Annotated in this window: 20 protein-coding genes; 16 read left to right on the top strand and 4 right to left on the bottom strand. The window is 70.7% G+C overall.

All coding sequences use genetic code 11. The features are described from left to right. Nucleotides 1-2 precede the first annotated feature (2 nt). Nucleotides 3-1,118, bottom strand: coding sequence for an alanine dehydrogenase (ald, locus tag BLQ62_RS09925; RefSeq protein WP_068565661.1), 1,116 nt, complete (start codon nt 1,116-1,118; stop codon nt 3-5). Nucleotides 1,119-1,215: 97 nt separating this feature from the next. On the opposite strand from ald, the gene BLQ62_RS09930 reads away from it, so the two are divergent. The 8 genes from BLQ62_RS09930 to BLQ62_RS09960 all read left to right on the top strand — a co-directional run bounded on the left by BLQ62_RS09930 (nt 1,216) and on the right by BLQ62_RS09960 (nt 11,120). Further along, on the top strand, nt 1,216-1,725 hold the full coding sequence (locus BLQ62_RS09930; RefSeq protein ID WP_068535397.1) for an Lrp/AsnC family transcriptional regulator: 510 nt from the start codon (nt 1,216-1,218) through the stop codon (nt 1,723-1,725). Between the two features lie 85 nt (nt 1,726-1,810). After that, a complete protein-coding gene (locus tag BLQ62_RS09935; RefSeq protein WP_068535395.1) occupies nt 1,811-2,902 on the top strand; it encodes a 2,3-butanediol dehydrogenase in 1,092 nt (363 codons plus the stop codon). Further along, nucleotides 2,899-3,627, top strand: a complete 729-nt coding sequence (locus tag BLQ62_RS09940; RefSeq protein WP_068565659.1) for a pirin family protein — start codon at nt 2,899-2,901, stop codon at nt 3,625-3,627. The genes BLQ62_RS09935 and BLQ62_RS09940 overlap by 4 nt, the downstream gene beginning before the upstream one ends. A 112-nt stretch (nt 3,628-3,739) precedes the next feature. After that, nucleotides 3,740-3,910 (top strand): hypothetical protein, encoded by a 171-nt coding sequence (locus BLQ62_RS23815; RefSeq protein ID WP_156483184.1) that lies wholly within the window; start codon nt 3,740-3,742, stop codon nt 3,908-3,910. A 51-nt stretch (nt 3,911-3,961) separates the two neighbouring features. Beyond that, nucleotides 3,962-6,661: an MGH1-like glycoside hydrolase domain-containing protein gene (locus BLQ62_RS09945; protein ID WP_068565657.1), complete on the top strand. Its 2,700-nt coding sequence runs from the start codon at nt 3,962-3,964 to the stop codon at nt 6,659-6,661. A 144-nt stretch (nt 6,662-6,805) separates the two neighbouring features. Beyond that, nucleotides 6,806-8,083, top strand: a complete 1,278-nt coding sequence (locus BLQ62_RS09950) for a lysine N(6)-hydroxylase/L-ornithine N(5)-oxygenase family protein (RefSeq protein ID WP_068566296.1) — start codon at nt 6,806-6,808, stop codon at nt 8,081-8,083. Further along, nucleotides 8,080-8,916, top strand: a complete 837-nt coding sequence (locus BLQ62_RS09955; protein WP_068565655.1) for a GNAT family N-acetyltransferase — start codon at nt 8,080-8,082, stop codon at nt 8,914-8,916. The genes BLQ62_RS09950 and BLQ62_RS09955 overlap by 4 nt, the downstream gene beginning before the upstream one ends. Further along, nucleotides 8,913-11,120 carry an MMPL family transporter gene (locus tag BLQ62_RS09960; protein WP_068565653.1) on the top strand — a complete coding sequence of 736 codons (2,208 nt, stop codon included), beginning with the start codon at nt 8,913-8,915 and terminating at the stop codon, nt 11,118-11,120. The genes BLQ62_RS09955 and BLQ62_RS09960 overlap by 4 nt, the downstream gene beginning before the upstream one ends. Here BLQ62_RS09960 and BLQ62_RS09965 read toward each other — a convergent pair. The 3 genes from BLQ62_RS09965 to BLQ62_RS09975 are packed head-to-tail and all read right to left on the bottom strand — an operon-like array spanning nt 11,034 to nt 12,943. Then, nucleotides 11,034-11,525 (bottom strand): TspO/MBR family protein, encoded by a 492-nt coding sequence (locus BLQ62_RS09965; protein ID WP_068565651.1) that lies wholly within the window; start codon nt 11,523-11,525, stop codon nt 11,034-11,036. The genes BLQ62_RS09960 and BLQ62_RS09965 overlap by 87 nt on opposite strands. 50 nt (nt 11,526-11,575) lie before the next feature. Beyond that, on the bottom strand, nt 11,576-12,553 hold the full coding sequence (locus BLQ62_RS09970; protein WP_068565649.1) for a magnesium transporter CorA family protein: 978 nt from the start codon (nt 12,551-12,553) through the stop codon (nt 11,576-11,578). A gap of 9 nt (nt 12,554-12,562) precedes the next feature. Continuing rightward, nucleotides 12,563-12,943 (bottom strand): MmcQ/YjbR family DNA-binding protein, encoded by a 381-nt coding sequence (locus BLQ62_RS09975; protein WP_068535388.1) that lies wholly within the window; start codon nt 12,941-12,943, stop codon nt 12,563-12,565. Nucleotides 12,944-12,966: 23 nt separating this feature from the next. On the opposite strand from BLQ62_RS09975, the gene dapB reads away from it, so the two are divergent. The 8 genes from dapB to BLQ62_RS10015 all read left to right on the top strand — a co-directional run bounded on the left by dapB (nt 12,967) and on the right by BLQ62_RS10015 (nt 19,801). Continuing rightward, the gene (gene dapB / locus BLQ62_RS09980) at nt 12,967-13,710 is read left to right on the top strand and encodes a 4-hydroxy-tetrahydrodipicolinate reductase (protein WP_068535386.1); all 744 of its coding nucleotides are present in this window, start codon (nt 12,967-12,969) and stop codon (nt 13,708-13,710) included. Beyond that, entirely contained in the window at nt 13,707-14,186 is a 480-nt protein-coding gene (locus tag BLQ62_RS09985) for a hypothetical protein (protein WP_331711106.1), read from the top strand. The genes dapB and BLQ62_RS09985 overlap by 4 nt, the downstream gene beginning before the upstream one ends. Beyond that, nucleotides 14,186-14,638, top strand: a complete 453-nt coding sequence (locus tag BLQ62_RS09990; RefSeq protein ID WP_068535384.1) for a flavodoxin family protein — start codon at nt 14,186-14,188, stop codon at nt 14,636-14,638. The genes BLQ62_RS09985 and BLQ62_RS09990 overlap by 1 nt, the downstream gene beginning before the upstream one ends. Nucleotides 14,639-15,039: 401 nt before the next feature. After that, the gene (locus tag BLQ62_RS09995) at nt 15,040-15,567 is read left to right on the top strand and encodes a DinB family protein (protein WP_068565647.1); all 528 of its coding nucleotides are present in this window, start codon (nt 15,040-15,042) and stop codon (nt 15,565-15,567) included. Between the two features lie 66 nt (nt 15,568-15,633). Continuing rightward, a complete protein-coding gene (locus BLQ62_RS10000; RefSeq protein ID WP_082756475.1) occupies nt 15,634-16,431 on the top strand; it encodes a thymidylate synthase in 798 nt (265 codons plus the stop codon). Further along, nucleotides 16,432-16,902, top strand: a complete 471-nt coding sequence (locus BLQ62_RS10005; protein ID WP_068565645.1) for a dihydrofolate reductase — start codon at nt 16,432-16,434, stop codon at nt 16,900-16,902. It begins immediately after the preceding gene. Nucleotides 16,903-16,945: 43 nt separating this feature from the next. Continuing rightward, nucleotides 16,946-17,851, top strand: coding sequence for a 4-hydroxy-tetrahydrodipicolinate synthase (dapA, locus tag BLQ62_RS10010; protein WP_068565643.1), 906 nt, complete (start codon nt 16,946-16,948; stop codon nt 17,849-17,851). Nucleotides 17,852-17,854: 3 nt separating this feature from the next. Continuing rightward, nucleotides 17,855-19,801 carry a ribonuclease J gene (locus BLQ62_RS10015; protein WP_068565642.1) on the top strand — a complete coding sequence of 649 codons (1,947 nt, stop codon included), beginning with the start codon at nt 17,855-17,857 and terminating at the stop codon, nt 19,799-19,801. Nucleotides 19,802-19,807: the final 6 nt, after the last annotated feature.

The raw sequence follows: 19,807 nt of genomic DNA on the forward strand, positions 1-19,807 counted from the left end.
CCTCAGGCGAGCACGGACTCCGGCGACGTCGCATCGATGCCGAGGGCCTCGCCGACACCGTCGTTGAGCAGCACGCCGTCGTGCGTGGACAGGCCCGCTGCGAGCGCCGGATCGGTGACGCAGGCCGCGCGCCAGCCCTGATCGGCGATGCGCAGCACGTACGGCAGGGTGGCGCCGGTGAGCGCGAAGGTCGAGGTGCGCGGCACCGCGCCGGGCATGTTGGCGACGCAGTAGAAGACCGTTTCGCCCACGGTGAAGGTGGGATCGTCGTGCGTGGTCGGGTGCGAGTCGGCGAAGCAGCCGCCCTGGTCGATCGCGATGTCCACGAGCACGGCGCCGGGGCGCATGCGGTGCACCAGCTCGGTGGAGACGAGCTTGGGCGCGGCGGCGCCGGGGATCAGCACGGCGCCGATCACCAGATCGGACTCGACGACGGCCTCCTCGAGCGCGAGCGAAGTCGAGTAGCTGGTGTGCACCCGACCGCCGAACTGCGCGTTGACGGCGCGCATCTTGCGCACGTCGAGGTCGAAGACGGTGACGTCGGCGCCCATGCCCGCGGCGATCTGGGCGGCGTTGATGCCGGACACGCCGCCGCCGAGCACGGTGACCTTCGCGGGCGCGGTGCCGGGGACGCCGCCCATGAGCACGCCGCGTCCGCCCTTGGACCGCATGAGGTGGTAGCTGCCGACCTGCGGTGCCAGCCGGCCGGCCACCTCGGACATCGGCGCGAGCAGGGGCAGCGAGCCGTCCGCGAGCTGGACCGTCTCGTAGGCGATCGACGTGGTCCTCGACGTCAGCAGCGCGTCGGTGCACGGGCGCGAGGCGGCCAGGTGCAGGTAGGTGAAGATCGTCTGCTCGGCGCGCATCCGGCCGTACTCGGCCTCGATCGGCTCCTTGACCTTGAGCAGCAGATCCGCCGCGCCCCAGACGTCGTCGGCGGTCGGGACGATGCGGGCGCCGGCCGCGACGAAGTCGTCGTTGCCGATGGCCGAGCCGAGTCCCGCACCGTCCTCGATCAGCACCTCGTGGCCGCGGCGGGCCAGTTCGGCGACGCCGCCCGGCGTGATCGCCACGCGGTACTCGTTGTTCTTGATCTCGGTGGGGATTCCGACGCGCATCGTGTGCTCCTGTCAGGTGAGTGTCGTGTGTCACATAGTCTGAAGAAACATCGAGAACCGATCAAGGCACCAGAAGAAGATTCTGAAAGTAGGCGCGATGAGTGACGTGCATTCAGTGAGAACGGCATATCGGCCGCAGTCGTCGAACGATCGTCGCCCCCTGCTCGATGATGCCGACCGGCGCATCCTGCTGGTCCTGCAGCGCGACGGCCGGGTCTCGAACGCCGCGCTCGCCGCGGAGGTCGGGCTGGCGCCGTCCACCGTGCACACCCGCGTTCGACGGCTCACCGATGCCGGGGTGATCCGCGGCTTCTTCGCCGACGTCGATCCCGCGGCCGTCGGCCGTCCGCTGCGCGCCATGATCGCGGTGACCCTGAGGTCGACCGCGCGGCACCGGATCCGGCAGTTCGTGGAGTCGGTGATCGATCTGCCGCCGGTGATCGACGCCTACTTCCTCGCCGGCGGCGACGACTACCTCCTGCACGTCGCGGCCGTGGACACCGACGACCTGCGGCACCTCGTCGAGTACCTCAGCGCGCGGGAGGAGGTCGCCGGCACCAACACCTCACTGGTCTTCGAGCACGTCCGCGGCTCGGCGCCGCTGTAGGTGTGCAACCCGCTGCAACGATCGACCGCGAGGGACCGGCGCGGCCAGTGTGGGACGCATCACACGTACCGGCTTGGAGGCCCCCATGCGAGCAGCGCGCTACTACGACCGAGGCGACGTCCGGATCGAGGACGTCCCCGCACCCGAGACGACGGCCGGCACCGTCGCCATCGACGTCGCGTGGTGCGGCATCTGCGGGACCGACCTGCACGAGTACGTCGACGGCCCGATCTTCGTGCCGCCCTGCGGTCATCCGCACCCGGTGAGCGGCGAGGCCGCGCCGGTGACGATCGGCCACGAGATGTCCGGCGTCGTCGCGGCCGTCGGCGCGGGCGTCGACGATCTGCAGGTGGGCGATCACGTGGTGGTCGAGCCGTACATCATCGCGGACGGTGTCGACACCGGACCCGCGAGCACGGACTACCACCTCTCGCCGAACATGAACTTCATCGGCCTCGGCGGCCGCGGTGGCGGCCTCTCCGAGCGCATCGTGGTGCAGCGGCGCTGGGTGCACCGGGTCTCGAAGGACGTGCCGCTGGATCAGGCCGCCCTGATCGAGCCGCTCGCCGTCGGGTACCACGCCCTGCAGCGCTCCGGCGCGGGCGCGGGAGCCTTCGCGCTCATCACCGGCGCCGGGCCGATCGGGCTGCTGACCGCTGCGGTCTGCAAGGCCAAGGGGCTCACCGTCGCGATCAGCGAACCGAGCTCGCTGCGTCGCAGTCGCGCCGCCGAGACCGGGGTCGCCGACCACGTCTTCGATCCGACGCAGGTCGACGTCGTCGCGGCGGTGCGCGATCTGACCGGCGGCCGCGGCGCCGACGTCGGGTTCGAATGCACCTCGGTGCAGCCCGCCCTCGACACCCTCTTCGACGCGCTGCGGCCGCAGGCCGTGCTCGTCGTGGTCTCCATCTGGGGGCACCCCGGCACCGTCGACATGCAGAAGCTGGTGCTCAAGGAGATCGACATGCGCGGCACCATCGCCTACGTCAACAACCACGCCGAGACGATCGCGCTGGTGGAGAGCGGCACCGTCGACCTGGCGCCGTTCATCACCGGACGGATCGGCTTGGACGAACTCGTGAGCACCGGCTACGAGACCCTGTTGCACCACAACGAGAGCGCGGTGAAGATCCTGGTCTCGCCGTCCGGAGCGGGGCTGCCTACGCTGGCCGGGTGAGCGAGAGCAGGATCATCCCGGCCGCCGACCGCACGCACTGGCGGGGCGAAGGGCTGTACACGCGGCAGTCGATGCCGTTCACCGGCAAGTTCGACCTCGGGGCGAACGCCCACGGCCAGCTGCTGGTGCACAACGACGACCTCATCGATCCGGGTTCCGGCGTCGACCGGCACTTCCACCGCGACGCCGAGATCGTCACCTGGGTGGTCACCGGCGAGATGCATCATGACGACTCGTCCGGTGCGACCGGGGTGGTCCGGGCGGGCCAGGTGCAGGCGATGAGTGCCGGCACCGGGGTCAACCACCGCGAACAGAACCCGCGCGTCACCGGGGTGACCGCGCGCGTCATCCAGATGTGGCTCCCGCCGAACGAGCCCGGCGGCGAGCCCGAGTACCGCACCGCCGACGTCCCGCTCGACGGGCGCGGACTCGTCCTGGTCGCCTCGGGGATCGACGGCGACGAGCCGGCCGTCACGATCGGCAACGACGCCGCGGCCCTGTACGCCGCCCGACTCGCCGAGGGCGAGTCCGTGGTGCTGCCCGCGACGCCGTACGGCCACCTGTTCGTGGTCTCCGGCGCGGTCGCCGTCGAGGCCGGCCGGCTCGCGGACGGAGACGCCCTGCGCACCGTCGGGGCGGGGGTGACGCCGGTGCGGGCCGACGCGGACGGCACCGAGATCCTGTTCTGGGCGATGCGCGCGCAGGCCCGCTCCGCGCTGCGGTAGCAGGGGGGCGAATCCCGCGGCCGTGGTTCGCGATTGCACAGCGCGAGCGTTCGTTCTCGGTAAGACTGTCAGCGGGCGCGATCCGCGCGCCCGCGGATGAGCGGAGGACGAGATGGCGAGCCACTACGGCGAGGCGATGGCGGCGGTCAAGAAGGCCGAGGAGGGGGCGAAGGAGGATCCCGCGGCGTGGGCGGCCATCGCATCGGCGCACGCCACGATCGGGCTGCTCGACGAGCTCACCAAGCTGCGGCTGCTCACGCAGGACCACGGCTCCACGCACTGAGTTCGGGCACTGTTCACGCGGGGCGGCACATCCGTGTAGGAGGATTCTCGGGTGCACACCGAGACGACCGCCGAACACCGCCGCCTCGCGGAGAGCCCTGGCCCGGACGGGCCGTGGCGCCTGTGGGGCCCGTACCTGGCAGGCCGCCAGTGGGGCACCGTCCGCGAGGACTACAGCAGCAGCGGCGACGCCTGGGAGAGCTTCGGCTTCGAGCAGGCGCACCGCCGGGCCTACCGGTGGGGCGAGGACGGTCTGGGCGGCATCTGTGACCGCTACGGATTCCTCAATCTGGCCGTCGCGCTGTGGAACCACAACGATCCGATCCTCAAGGAGCGGCTCTTCGGCCTGACCAACGCACAGGGCAACCACGGCGAGGACGTCAAGGAGTACTGGTGGCCCGTCGACGGGACTCCCACCCACAGCTGGATGCACTGGATGTACCGGTATCCGCAGGCCGAGTTCCCGTACCAGCAACTCCGTGACGGCAACGCCGCGCGCGATCGCACGCAGCGCGAATACGAGCTCGCCGACACCGGCGTGCTCGCCGACAACCGGTTCTTCGACGTGCACGTCCGCTACGCCAAGGCGGCCCCCGACGACGTCTGTATGGAGATCGAGGCGGTCAACCACGGCCCGTCGGCGGCGCCGCTCGACCTGCTGCCGCAACTGTGGCTGCGCAACACCTGGGCATGGGGCCACGACGACCGGCGCGGGGAGATCGCGCGGGTGGACTCGCCGCAGGCCGGTGGCCTCGAAGCCGTGCGGGTGACGCACCAGTGGCTCGGCGAGTACCACCTCGCCGCGGAGGGTGCTCCGCGGCTCCTGTTCTGCGACAACGAGACCGATGCCGTGGAGCTCTTCGGTGCCGAGTCCAACGCCTCGCCGTACCCCAAGGACTCGATCAACGAGCGCGTGGTCCGCGGCGACGAGAGCGCGGTGAACCCGCAGGAGCGCGGCACGAAGGTCGCGCTCTGGTACCGATTCCCCTCGGTCCCTGCGGGGGAGAGCGTGACGGTGCGGCTGCGATTGGCGCGCACCGCCCCGTCGCTCGACACCTTCGGGCCCGGGTTCGCGGCGGTCCTGGCGGATCGTCGCGAGGAGGCGGACGAGTTCTACGCCACCGTCATCCACGAGGACGTGCAGGGTGAGGACCGTGCCGTCGCGAGGCGCGCCTACGCGGGCATGCTGTGGAACAAGCAGCTCTACCGCTACGACGTCGAGTCCTGGCTGGAGGGCGATCCCGCGGTGGACCCGTCGCCGCGGGAGCGGGCCGACCAGGGGCGCCGCAACACCACCTGGAAGCACTTCTCCCTCGCGGACGTGATCTCCATGCCCGACGAATGGGAGTATCCCTGGTTCGCCGCCTGGGATCTCGCCTTCCACTGCATCCCACTGGCGCACGTCGACCCGGAATTCGCCAAGGAACAGCTCGTCCTCATGTGCCGCGAGTGGGCGATGCACCCGAACGGCCAACTGCCCGCCTACGAGTGGGAGTTCGGCGATGTCAACCCGCCCGTGCACGCATGGGCCGCCTGGCACGTGTACCGCATCGACGGCTGGCGCGACCAGGACTTCCTGATCCGCGTCTTCACCAAGCTCCTGCTCAACTTCTCGTGGTGGGTCAACCGCAAGGGCTCCGACGACGCCGGGGTCTTCGAGGGCGGCTTCCTCGGGATGGACAACATCGGCTTCTTCAACCGCTCGGCGCCCCTGCCGCCCGGCTACCGGCTCGAGCAGTCCGACGCCACCAGTTGGATGGCCTTCTACTGCCAGCAGATGTTCAAGATCGCCATCGAGCTGAGCCGGCACGACCCGGTGTGGCAGGACTGCGCGACCAAGTTCCTCGAGCACTTCCTGCAGATCTCCAAGGCCACCTACGACTTCGGCTCGCACAGCCTGTCGCTGTGGGACGAGGAGGACGGCTTCTTCTACGACGTGCTGGTACGGCCCGACGGCAGCGCGCTGCCGATGCGCGTGCGTTCCATGGTGGGACTGCTTCCGGTCCTGGGCACCACCGATGTCCCGGCGTGGGTGGCCCAGGAGTGCCCCGACGTGACGGCCCGCCTGAACTGGTTGCGCTCGCGGCGGCCGGAGCTCGTCGAACCGGTGCTCTCGAACGCCTCCGGCGACGGCTCGGACGACGGCCGGATGCTGCTCTCGCTGGTCAGCCCCGATCGCCTGCGGCGAGTCCTGGAGCGCATGTTCGATCCGGCGGAGTTCCTCGCGCCCTACGGGATCCGCTCGCTGTCGAAGGCGGAGCAACAGGTCACCGAGGACGTGGACGGGAACACCGTCTCGATACAGTACGAGCCGGGCGAGTCCACGACCGCCATGTTCGGAGGCAACTCCAATTGGCGCGGCCCCGTGTGGTTCCCGGTGAACGTGCTGCTCGCCGACAAACTGCGCACGTACGGGCGGCACTTCGGCGACGACTTCACCATCGCGATCCCCACGGGCTCCGACAACATCTGCACTCTGGAGGAGGCGGCCGACGTCATCGACGAGGGGCTCGTCGGCCTGTTCCGTCCCGTCGCGCGGGCCGACGGCGGCGGCACCCGCCGACCGGCCGACGCCGGCCGGATCGAGGGCAGTGACAACCCGTTGTGGGCGCAGCACCCCACCTTCTACGAGTACTTCGACGGTGACACGGGGGAGGGGCTCGGTGCCACGCACCAGACCGGATGGACCGGTCTGGTCGCTCACCTGCACAACCCGCGTTTACCTATGGAGCCTCCGCGTTCAACCAGGTAGAGGCATGCATCCGCAGGTACTGAAGGTCCCGCCGCGCGGTCCACGTGAGCGCCGGGATCAAGTACGCCGTACGACATTTTCTCGGTAGTACGATCCGTTCAGGCGGATGCGCGGCACCCGCCCCGACCAGTGGGAAAGGGCGTGATGCGGCCGACGGAACCGGAGGGCGACGGGGGAGTCGTCGACGTGCTCGGGATCGGCTTCGGTCCCGCCAATCTCGCTCTGGCGATCGCACTCGGCGAATCACCACGGCCCGGCCGGTCCATGCGGTTCCTGGAGCGTCGCGAGTCCTTCGCCTGGCACCCCGGCATGCTGCTGCCGGGTGCGTCGATGCAGATCAGCTTCCTCAAAGACTTGGTCACGCTCCGTAACCAGAGCAGCCCGTACTCCTTCGTCGCCTATCTCGGCGCGCGCGGCAGGCTGGTCGACTTCGTCAACAGGGCCGTGCTCACCCCGGAGCGGGCGGAGTTCGCCGACTACCTCGCTTGGGCGGCTGCGCCTTTCGCCGACAGCGTCGACTACGGCCGCGAGGCGATCGCGGTGTCGACCGACGGCGACGGCGCCCGGTTCGCCGTGACCCACCGCGGCCCCGGCGGTGCGGAACGGACCACCCGCGCGCGGTCCGTCGTGGTGGCCCGCGGCCTGCGGCCGGTCCTGCCGGCGTGGACCGGAGGACTCGATCCGGCCCGCGTGTTCCACAACATCGAGGTACTGCCGCGGCTCGAAGCCCTCGCGCGCACGACGCAGGCGGGCGCTGCGGCGTCGTTCCTCGTGGTCGGTGGTGGACAGTCGGCGGCGGAGGTCGCGCTTCACCTGCACGACAAGGGCGCCCGCGTGGACCTGGTGTTCCGTGGGTTCGGCCTCGCGGACGTCGACGAGAGCCCGTTCGTCAACCAGGTCTTCGACCCGGACGTCGTCGACGAGTTCAACGCGGCCTCGCCCGACGTGCGCGCGATGCTGCTCGAACGGCACGGCAACACCAACTACGCCGCGGTCGAGCACGCCCTGACCCGCGATCTCTACGACCGGTGGTACCGCGAATCGGTGACCGGGCCGCGCCGCCTGGGCGTGCACCGCACGAGCGAGGTCGTCGCCGCGCGGTCGCTGCCGGACGGCCGCGTCGAAGTGACCGTACGGCGGTCCACCACCGGCGAGCAGTGGACCGAGGCCTTCGACGCCGTGGTGTGCGCGACGGGATTCGAGCCGGGCGCGCTGACGGGCCTGGCGGGTGTGGCGCCGGCCGGCGCCACGGTGCACGTGGCGCGCTCGCACCGCGCCGTGATCGACGGACGGGAGATCCCCGGCCTGTACGTCCAGGGGGCCGATCTGCCCGGCCACGGGCTCGGGACCACGTTGCTGTCCAACGTGGCCGTCCGCGCGGGCGAGATCGCCCGCGCACTGGAGCAGGAGGAGACGCCATGACCGCACGCGTTCCGGTGGGCACCGTGTTGTTCGCGGCCACCGAGCGGACCCCGTTCACCGTGTTCGTGGCGGAGGATCCCCTCGACATCGAACGGGCACAGGCGTTGCGCTACGCCGCCTTCTCCACCGAGATGGGTGCCCCGCTGCCGGGCGCCGTGTTCAGCGAGCGCCTCGGCCGGCCGATCGACGTGGACCGGTTCGACGACTACAGCGCCCATCTACTGGTGCGCCACGACCCCACCGACGACATCGTCGGCTGCTATCGGATCATCCTGCCGGCGCCGCGCGGCGAACGGGAAGTGTTCACCACCAGCATGTTCCGTCTCAGCCCTGCGTTCGAGGCGATGTCCGACGAGGTCGCCGAATGGGGCCGCGCCACGATCGACGCGGCGCACCGCGGAGGTGTGGTCTCGATGCTGCTGCGCATCGCGCTGCTGTTGTTCTACGAACGCTCCGGTTTCCAGTACGCGATGGGCTGCATGTCGGTCCGGATGGAGGACGGAGTGCACCCCCGCGCTGCGCTGGTGAGCGCCGCGCTCGGCTTCCTCGCGGACCAGGACGCACTGGCGAGCGGCGACGTGCGCGTCGAGCCGATCCGCCCGGTCTCGGTCGACGGGGTCCCGATCGAGCGGCTCCCGCGCCCGGAAGGGGCCGACGAGGACCTCGTGGCTCCGACGATCCGTGTCGCCGTGCGGTACGGCGGCCTCGTCTGCGGTCCGCCGTCCTACGACCCCGACTTCGAGATGGCTGACTTCCTCGTGCTGTTCGACGCCGAGCGGATGCGGAGCGTGGGCACCATGGACGAGGTCCGCTCCTTCCTCGCGGCGCTGTGATCGCCCGCCTGACCCGCGCCGTCGCGGCGCGGCCGCGCACCGTTCTCGCCGCTGCGCTGCTCGTGCTCATCGCGCTGGGCGTGCTGGGTACCGGCGTGGGGAGCGCTCTCAAGAGCGGGGGCAGCACCGACCCGAACGCCGAGTCCGCTCGGGCGCAGACGGTGCTGGAGAACGACTTCGGGCGCGGCGGCTCGTCCCTCGTCCTGACGGTCCGCGCCGAGCGCCCCGACGCCGCGACCGCCGCGGCGGACTACGGGCGTGCGATCACCGAATCCCTCCGCGCCGCCCCGACGGTCCAATCCGCGGTGTCCGGCTGGACGGACCCCGCCGCCGCACCCCGCCTGACCTCCGCGGACGGCCGCACCGGACTGGTGGTGGCGACCGTGACCGGCGGGAGCGGGAAGGCGCCCGACAATGCGGGCGAACTCGTCGGCGCCCTGCCGCGCCCACCCGACGGCGTGCGGATCGAGGCAGGCGGCGAGGCCATCACCTACCTGCAGATCAACGAGCAGTCGGGGAAGGACCTGCTGCGCGCCGAACTGATCGCGCTGCCCCTCACCTTCCTCGTGCTGGTGTGGGCGTTCGGCGGGGTGGTCGCCGCCGCGGTCCCCGTCGTGGTGGGCATCGCCGCGATCATCGCGACCTCGGGCCTGCTGCGACTGGTCGCGGAGGCGACCGACGTCTCCGTCTTCGCCCTCAACCTGATCACGGCGATGAGCCTCGCCCTGGCCATCGACTACACACTGCTCGTGGTCAGTCGCTACCGCGAGGAGGTGCCGGCGCGGGGCCGCGACGAGGCGCTCGTGGTCGCGATGTCGACCGCCGGGCGCACCGTGCTGTTCTCCGCGGTCACCGTCGGCCTGAGCCTCGCCGCGATGGTGCTCTTCCCGATGTACTTCCTGCGCTCGTTCGCCTACGCCGGCCTGGTCGTCGTGGCCTTCACCGCGGTGGCGACCCTCGTCGTGACGCCCGCGATCCTCGCGCTCCTCGGCGACCGCATCGACCGCCTGCGGGTGGGTCGGGGCCCCCGCCCGTCGGACGAATCCCGCTGGTACCGGGCGGTGCGGGCGGTGCAGCGCCGGGCGGTTCCGCTCGGGATCGCGGTCGTGGCACTGCTCGTGGCGCTCGGTGCGCCGTTCCTGGGCGCCAAGCTCGGGTATCCGGACGACCGGGCACTGCCGACCACCGCGTCGGCGCACCGGGTGGGCGACGAGCTGCGGACCGGTTTCCACCCCAATCCGGCGTCCGACGTCCTGATCCTGCTGCCGGAGGGCGCACCGTCGGGCACCGAGGACTACGCCCGGGAACTGTCCCGGGTGACGGGGACCGGTCCCGTCACCGGCCCCGACGGGACGTGGCTGCGCGGCGAGCGCGTCACCGACGGGGACCCTGCCGCGCGAGCCGGTTTCGCCCGGCTGATGACGGTCGCGGGGGAGTACGACCCCCGCTCGGACGCGGGGCGCGAGCAGCTCGACGCGCTGCGCGCGGTGCCCGCCCCAGCGCCGACGCTGTTCGCCGGTGCGGCGCAGGCGGATCGGGACGCGGTGGATTCGATCCTCGGTGCGGTGCCGCGCGTCCTGCTCGCGATCGCGGTCACCACCTTCCTGCTCCTGTTCCTGCTCACGGGCAGTGTGCTGCTGCCGCTGAAGGCGTTGGTGCTCAATGTGCTCTCGCTCTCAGCCACGTTCGGTGCCATGGTGTGGATCTTCCAGGAGGGCCACCTGGGCGGGCTCGGGACGACGGTGACGGGACATCTCATCGCGGACATGCCGGTGCTGATGTTCTGCATCGCCTTCGGCCTGTCGATGGACTACGAGGTGTTCCTGCTCTCACGCATCCGGGAGGAGTGGCGGAAGCTGCCGGGCGCCGACCGGGCCGCGAACGACGAGGCCGTCGCGCGGGGGATCGCGAGCACCGCACGGGTGGTCACCGCCGCGGCGCTGCTGATGGCGGTCGTCTTCGCCGCGATCGGCTTCTCCGAGGTCTCGTTCATGCGGATGCTGGGCGTCGGCCTCGCGATCGCGGTGCTCCTCGACGCCACCCTGGTGCGGCTGGTGCTGCTGCCCGCTTTCATGCGGATCGCGGGTACCGCGAACTGGTGGCCGCGCGGTCACGCGTCAGGCGTTGAGGATCCAGACCGAGTAGTTGAGCGCGCTGGCGAACAGGATCCAGCCGAGGTAGGGGAGCAGCAGCAGCGCGGCTGAGCGCCGCACGGCCCAAAACGCGGCGATCGTGGCGACCACCAGGACGTCGAGCAGGACGATCACGCCGAACGCGATGCCGCGCAGCTCCAGCCCGAAGAACAGTGGCGACCACGACAGGTTCACCAGCAGTTGCACCGTGTACAGCTGGATCGCCCGGCCGCCGAACGATGGCTGCACACGCCACACCAGCCACGCGGCGATCGCCATGAGCAGGTACAGCACGCCCCACGCCGGTCCGAAGAGCCAGCTCGGCGGCGCCCACGTGGGCTGGGCCAGCGCGCCGTACTCGTCCGCGGCGTCGGCGGAGGCGAGCCCGCCGAGGAACGCCACCACCGCGACGGCGATCAGCGACACCACCAGGGCGAGCGGGTGCAGCGATCCGCGGGAAACGGGTGAACCGGTCATGGACCGAGCCTAGGCGGGCGCGACCCGGCCCGCCCGGTGAGCGATCCGGATCAGATCCAGCCGCGTCGTTTGAACAGGATGAACAGCCCGCCGGCCAGGAGCACCATCGTCACCAGGCTCAGCCAGAAGCCCCACTCCTCGGCGAACCCCGGGTACGGCACGTTCTGCCCGAAGTAGCCGGTGATCGCCGTGGGGACGGCGATGATCGCGGCCCAGCTGGTGAGCTTCTTCATCACGGTGTTGAGCCGGTTGTCGACCAGCGCGAGGTTGGTCGAGCGGACCGACTCGACGCCGTCGCGCAGTCCGTCCGTCCAGTCCGCCGCCCGCATGGTGTGGTCGTAGACGTCCTCGGCGTAGGGGAGCAGTTGGTGCTCCTCCGGTGTGGCGGAGACCCGGCGCAGCAGGGAACCGACCACGTCGCGCATCGGGAGCACGATCCGGCGCAGCTCGCTGACGTCCTTGTGCAGTGCGAAGGTCATCTGCGAGACGCGGTCGCTGGCGCGGTCGTCGAAGAGGATCGCCTCGACGTCGTCGAGCCGCTCGTCGACCGCCGTCACGCGCGAGGTGTAGCCGTCGACGATGGCGTCGAGCAGCATCAGCTCCAGGGCGTGGGGGCCGTACCGGAGCAGGCCGGCGTTGGCGGCGATGCTCCGCGCGACGGTGTCCACGTCGAAACCCGGGCCCAGCCGGACCGTCAGGACGCCGCACTCGAACAAGAACACTGAGAGCCGGTTGGTGGTGCCGTCGTCGGTCACGGTGTACGCGGTGACGAACAGCACCTCGCCGTAGCGCAGCGACTTCGGGCGTTCATGGACCGTGAGCGCGTCCTCGACCGCGAGCGGATCGAGGTGCAGCGCCGCGGCGAAGGGGGCGAACTCGGCCTCGGTCGGGTCCAGCACGTCGACCCAGGCCAGGCCCGACGACGTGGCGAGGGCGTCCGCGACCGCCTCCGCGCCGGCGTGGACGGCGCGGTCGAAGCGGGCGGCACCGTCGGCCGCCTCGTTCCACGTGCGGATGGTGACGTCCATGCGGTGAGCCTAGGACCCGTCGACCGGCGGACGCTCGACGAGCGCCGCGAGCGCCTGCGGAGCCTGGACGCAGTAGGAGTCGGTGAGCAGCTCGGCGACCTCGTCCCAGTCCGTGCCGTCATCGACCATGATGCCGACGGTGCTCTCGCCCCAGTTCACGCGGAAGTAGGGGTCGCCCAGGTTCTCGAAGGCCGGGACCTCGCCGGGCTCGGCGCGGAAGATCAGCCGGAACAGCTGGTCCTCACCGCCGAACACGTGGGCCACCGTCGCCCCGCGGACGCGCCAGCGCGTGCCGACCCAGGCCCGGTCGGCGACGCATTCGGGGAAGGCCTCGAGGATGCCCGCGAGGCGGTCGATCCACTCGTCGGGAACGTCTGGTCGGGCGGTCACGGTGCAAGGGTATCGTCGGGCTCATGCTGAACGTGGGTGTCCTGGGATCCGGTGGCAAGGTTGGCCGCGCGATGGTCGATGCCGTGGAGGCGGCCGACGACCTGGCGCTGAGCGCGGCGGTGGACGCGGGTGACATGCTCACCGGTCTGCTCGACTCGAACACGCAGGTGGTCATCGACTTCACCCATCCCGACGTGGTGATGGACAACCTGAAGTTCCTCATCGACAACGGGATTCACGCCGTCATCGGCACCACCGGATTCACCGACGACCGGCTCGACACCGTGCGCGGCTGGCTCGCCGAGAAGCCCGAGGTGGGTGTCCTCATCGCCCCCAACTTCGCCATCGGCGCCGTGCTCACGATGCGCTTCGCCGCGCAGGCCGCGAAGTACTTCGACTCCGTCGAGATCATCGAACTGCATCACCCGCACAAGGCGGACGCCCCGTCCGGCACCGCCAGCCGCACCGCGGAGCTCATCGCTGAGGCGCGTGAGGAGGCGGGTCGCGGGCCGATGCCCGACGCCACGTCCGCCGAGTTCGACCGCGCCCGCGGTGCCCGGGTCGACGGCGTGCGCGTGCACTCGGTGCGCGTCGCCGGCCTCGTCGCCCACCAGGAGGTGCTGCTCGGCACCCAGGGGGAGACCCTGACCATCCGGCACGACTCGCTCGACCGCAGTTCCTTCGTCCCCGGCGTGCTGCTCGGTGTGCGCGGCATCTCGTCGCGCCCCGGCCTGACGGTGGGCATCGAGCCGTTCATGGATCTGTGAGTCCCGTGGAGCGCCGCGACCGTGGGAACCTGGGCCAGCTGCTGGTCATCGGGTTCCTCGCCGTCGCGATGCTCGTCTACATCGGGTTGATCGGCGTGTGGGCGTCGATGATCGCCCGCCGCGGCGGCGGCGCCAACCTGGGCCTCGCGTTCGGGATGGTGCTCGTCGGAGTGGTCGGCCTGTGGATCCTGTGGTCCGTGCTGCGCAACGGCTACGCGCACCAGAGGCTTGCGGCCTCGGCCAAGGCCCTCGGTCGCGACCTCGACGTGTCCGACTTGCCGAAGATGCCCTCCGGGCGCGTCCAGCGCGCCGCCGCCGATCAGCTCTTCGCCGAGGTCAAGGCGGAGTACGAGGCGGAGCCGGAGTCCTGGGTGAACGCCTACCGGCTCGCGCGCGCCTACGACTACGCCGGCGATCGGTCCCGTGCGCGCGACTGGATGACGAAGGCCGTCTCGATGGAGAAGAAGGCGCGCTGATGGCCGTGCTGCTCGTGATCCACCACACGCCGTCCCCGCACTGCCAGGAGATGTTCGAGGCGGTGATCGCGGGCGCGAGCGACCCCGAGATCGAAGGCGTCGAGGTGGTGCGTCGCGCGGCGCTCGCCGTGACCGCTTCCGACGTCCTCGCGGCCGACGGCTTCGTGCTCGGCTCGCCCGCGAACCTCGGGTACATCTCGGGCGCGCTCAAGCACGCCTTCGACACGATCTACTACCCGTGCCTCGACGCCACCCAGGGGCGTCCCTTCGGCCTGTACCTGCACGCGAACGAGGGTGGCGAAGGAGCCGAGCGGGCGGTGGACTCGATCACCGCCGGGCTCGGCTGGGAGAAGGTGACCCCGTACGTGGTGGTGTCGGGCAGACCGACGAAGGATCAGCTCGAGGAGTGCTGGAACCTCGGCGCGACCGTCGCCGCGCAGCTGATGGGCTGAGCGCCAACCCTGTTCGATTCGTGCTTGCGATCTTGAAAGCTTGTCGGTGGGTCGCGGTAGCGTCCTGGCATCGACGAAAAGACTGCTGTGGAGGAGGATCCGCCGCCTGATGCGGGAGTGGTGGAACGATTGCGTTCGACGGAGTCGATCCCGGCGGTGATCGCGGGCCTCTCGCATCTGGACATCGCGGATCGGCGCGCCGCGGATGAGCGGTTGTGCTCGGACCCGGCGCCTGCGCGCGGCGTGCAACCACGCCGAGGAAGCCGACGGCTGGCACAGCACCGTCGTCGGCGACCTGTCAGGGCGGCACACCGTCGAAGCCCGGACGCCGAGGGGACACGGCCACCGCTCCACCGCGCCGGACCAGGCGGCGTAGCGTGCGCCGCCGATAGGGTCGAGGCGTGGCTGAATCGCGGCTCGACCTCCTGCGCTGGCAGTTCGACCTGACCTGGGCACTCGGCGAGGTGCACCTCGCCGAGCTGACGCCGGACGACTTCCGGTGGGAGCCCGGTCCGCTGTGCTGGACCGTGCGCCCCGGCGGCGACGGCGAGTGGATCGCCGACTGGGCCGACACCGAGCCCACGCCGATCCCCGTCCCGACGATGGCCTGGCTGAGCTGGCACATCGGCTGGTGGTGGAGCACCACTATGGATCACCTGCTGGGGCGCCCGGTCCGGGAGCGCGAATCCGTGCGGTGGCCCGGGCCCGACGGTGCGGTGGCCTGGCTGACGGGGCTGCGCGACGAATGGCTGACGGTGCTCGACGGGCTCACCGAGGAGGGACTCGACGCCCCGTCCGCATACCCGTGGCCGGAGGATGCCGGCCTGACCGTCGCGCACCAGGTCGCGTGGGTCAACGCGGAGCTGATGAAGAACCTCGCCGAGATCGGCCAGCAGCGCCTCGCCCGCGCCGCTCAGCAGGCAGGCTGACCGCGGCGGACGCCGCAGCGGACGGCGCGACCGCGGCGTGTCAGTGGCCGCGCCTACACTGGCCCTGTGATCGCGACGCCCTATGAAGACCTGCTCCGCGACGTGATGGAGAACGGCACGCACCGGCCGGATCGCACCGGCACCGGGACGCGTAGCGTCTTCGGTCGCCAGCTCCGCTACGACCTGTCCCAGGGCTTCCCGCTGATCACCACCAAGCGGGTGCACATGAAGTCCATCGCGTACGAGCTGCTGTGGTTCCTGCGCGGCGATTCCAACGTCAAGTGGCTACAGGACAACGGCGTCACCATCTGGGACGAGTGGGCCTCGCCGGAGGGCGAGCTCGGCCCCGTCTACGGCGTGCAGTGGCGCAGCTGGCCCACTCCGAACGGTGAGCACATCGACCAGATCAGCAAGGCGATCGAGACCCTGCGGACCAACCCGTCGAGCCGGCGCAACATCGTCTCCGCGTGGAACGTGGCCGAGATCGAGAACATGGCGCTGCCTCCGTGCCACGCCTTCTTCCAGTTCTACGTCGCCGACGGCAGGCTCAGCTGCCAGCTCTACCAGCGCAGCGCCGATCTGTTCCTGGGCGTCCCGTTCAACATCGCCAGCTACGCGCTGCTCACGCACATGGTCGCCGCGCAGGTGGGCCTCGAGCCCGGCGACTTCATCTGGACCGGCGGCGACTGCCACATCTACGACAACCACGTCGAGCAGGTCACCGAGCAGCTCAGCCGGGAGCCGTACCCGTACCCGCGGCTCGAACTCGCCGAGCGCCCCAGCATCTTCGACTACGAGTACGGCGACATCGCCGTGCACGACTACCGGCACCATCCCGCGATCAAAGCCCCGGTGGCGGTGTAGATGATCGGGCTCATCTGGGCGCAGGCCCGCGGGGGAGTGATCGGCGCCGACGGCGGTATCCCGTGGCACATCCCCGAGGACATGAAGTTCTTCCGCGAGAGCACCGCCGGTGCCACCGTCCTGATGGGGCGCCGGACGTGGGACTCACTCCCGCCCCGGTTCCGGCCCCTGCCGGGCCGCACCAACATCGTCGTCACCCGGGATCCGTCCTGGCGGGCCGACGGTGCCGTGGTGCAGCACGACCTCGCCCTCCCGGAGGGTGACGTGTGGGTCATCGGCGGTGGCGAGATCTACGCGGCGGCACTGCCGGTCGCGGATCTGCTCGCGGTCACCGAGGTCGATGCCGACGTCGCGGGCGACACGCGCGCACCGTCGATCCCGGACGGCTTCGCCCTCGAGGAGGACGCCGCGTGGCGCGAGTCCACGTCGGGCCTGCGGTACCGGCACCTCACCTACCGGCGCAAGCGCTAGCCAATAGCAGCTTTCCGGTCCCGGGTGGGTAGCCTTAGCGCTTATGAGTGCGACCCCGGCGACCACAACGCCCACCACCCCGTTCGGCGCGATCTCCGTGGCGATGGTGACTCCGTTCAAGGCGGACGGCACGCTGGACCTCGAGGCCGGGCAGAAGTTGGCGTCGCACCTCGCCGACCAGGGCTGCGACGGACTGATCGTCGCCGGCACCACCGGTGAGTCGCCCACCACGCAGCCGTGGGAGAAGATCCAGTTCCTCAAGGCGATCCTCGAGGCCGTCGGCGACCGCGTGAAGATCACCGCGGGTGTGGGCACCTACGACACCGACGAATCCGCCGTCTTCGCCCGCGACGCCGCCGAGGCCGGTGCGCACGGCCTCCTCGTGGTCACGCCGTACTACTCGCGGCCCCCGCAGGCGGGCCTGCTGGCGCACTTCACGACGGTGGCCGACGCCACCGATCTGCCCGTGCTGCTCTACGACATCCCGCCGCGCTCCGTGGTCCCGATCGAGACCGCGACGCTGCGGAAGCTGGCCGAGCACAAGAACATCATCGGCGTGAAGGACGCGAAGGGCGACCTCGGTGCCGGTGCCCGGCTCATCGCCGAGACCGACCTGCAGTTCCTCTCCGGCGACGATCCGCTGAACCTGCCCTGGCTCTCCGTGGGCGCCCTCGGCTTCGTCTCGGTGATCGGGCACGTCGTCACGCCGCAGCTGCGCGCGATGCGCGATGCCTACTTCGCGGGCGACATCGCCCGCGCCAAGGACATCAACGCCTCCCTCGGGCCCGTCTACGAGGCCATGGCCGGCCTCGGCGGCGTGACCTTCTCGAAGGCGGCACTGGCCCTGCAGGGCCTTGATATGGGTGTACCGCGCCTCCCGCAGGTGCCGCCCACCGGTGAACAGCGCGACCGGCTCGCAGCGCTACTGACCCAAGCGGGGGTGCTCTAAACAATGACCGACGGTGCAGCAGGTGGAGCCCGACGGAGCCGTAAGGCGACCCGGCAGGCGGGACCGCCTGCCGAGCCCAAGCCGGTGATCGAGACCTCGGCGGCGCGCGTCGTCGTCGAGGAGGCGGCCCCGGCGGCCAAGGCCCCGGCGAACGCGCCGGCGGCGAAGGCCGAGGGCCAGCAGCCGCAGAAGGCGGCCTCGCGGGGCGGCGGGGGACGTCGCGGCGGCGGCCGTCGCGGCAACGACCGGCAGAAGGCACCGTCGGCCCCCGTGGAACGGCTCGGGGCCCCGCCCAAGCTGCGCAAGGGCGGCATGCGGATCGTCGCGCTCGGCGGCATCAAGGAGATCGGTCGCAACATGACCGTCTTCGAGTACGACGGCAAGCTGCTCATCGTCGACTGCGGCGTGCTCTTCCCCGAGGACCAGCAGCCCGGCGTCGACCTGATCCTCCCGGACTTCCGGTACATCGAGAACCGCATCAAGGACGTCGAGGCGATCGTGCTCACGCACGGCCACGAGGACCACATCGGCGCCGTGCCGTTCCTGCTGCGGCTGCGGCCCGACATCCCGATCGTCGGCGCCAAGTTCACCCTGGCCCTCATCAAGGCCAAGTGCGACGAGCACCGTCTGCGGCCGAAGCTCGTCGAGGTCCGCGAGGGCGAGTCGACCCGCCACGGCCCGTTCGAGTGCGAGTACTTCGCCGTCAACCACTCGATCCCCGACGCGATCGCCGTGGCGATCCACGCGGGCGGCCAGGTGGCGCTGCACACCGGCGACATCAAGCTCGACCAGCTGCCGCTCGACGGCCGCCTCACCGACCTCGCGGGCTTCTCGCGGCTCGGCGACGCCGGCGTGGACCTGTTCCTCGTGGACTCGACCAACGCCGAGGTCCCCGGCTTCGTGACCCCCGAGCGGGAGATCGGCCCCGTGCTCGACAACGTGATCGGCCGCGCCAAGGGCCGCGTGATCGTCGCGTCCTTCGCCTCGCACGTGCACCGCATCCAGCAGATCGCCGAGGTGGCGGTCAAGAACAATCGGCGGATCACCTTCGTCGGCCGGTCGATGGTGCGGAACATGGCGCTCGCGCAGGAGCTCGGGTACATGAACCTGCCCGAGGGCGTCGAGGTAGACCTCGACACCGCCGCCTCGCTGCCCGACAACCGGATCGTGCTGATCTCCACCGGATCGCAGGGTGAGCCCCTCGCCGCGCTCTCGCGCATGGCCCGAGGCGAGCACCGCAACATCACCATCTCGCCCGACGACCTGATCGTCCTCGCCAGCTCGCTCATCCCGGGCAACGAGAACTCGGTCTTCGCGGTGGTCAACGGGCTGTCGAAGCTGGGCGCGAAGGTGATCACGCAGCAGAGCGCGAAGGTGCACGTCTCCGGCCATGCCAGCGCCGGTGAGCTGCTCTACCTCTACAACGCGGTGCGCCCGCGCAACGCGATGCCCGTGCACGGCGAGTGGCGGCACCTGCGCGCCAACGCCGCGCTGGCCGAGGCGACCGGCGTCCCCAAGGATCGGATCATGCTCGCCGAGGACGGCGTCGTGGTCGACCTGGTCGACGGTGTCGCCAAGATCGTCGGGCAGGTCCCCGTCGGCCACGTCTACGTCGACGGCAACTCGGTCGGCGACGTCGGCGAGTCGACGCTCTCCGATCGCCTGGTCCTCGGCGAGGGCGGCTTCATCTCGATCAGCGTCGCCATCGACAAGGAGGGCAACGCCGTCAGCAAGCCCGAGGTGTCGGGGCGCGGCTTCTCCGACGACCCGACCGCGCTCAAGGAGGCGGAGCAGCTCGTCGAGGACGTGCTCGCCGATCTCGCCGCCGAGGGCGTCAAGGAGGCGCACCGCATCGCGCAGGGCGTCCGCCGGGCCGTGGGCCGCTGGGTCGACAAGGCCTACCGTCGCCGGCCCATGATCGTGCCCACCGTGATGGTGGTCGGCGAGTAGTAGAAC

Source organism: Tsukamurella pulmonis (assembly GCF_900103175.1).
GTDB classification, from domain to species: domain Bacteria; phylum Actinomycetota; class Actinomycetes; order Mycobacteriales; family Mycobacteriaceae; genus Tsukamurella; species Tsukamurella pulmonis.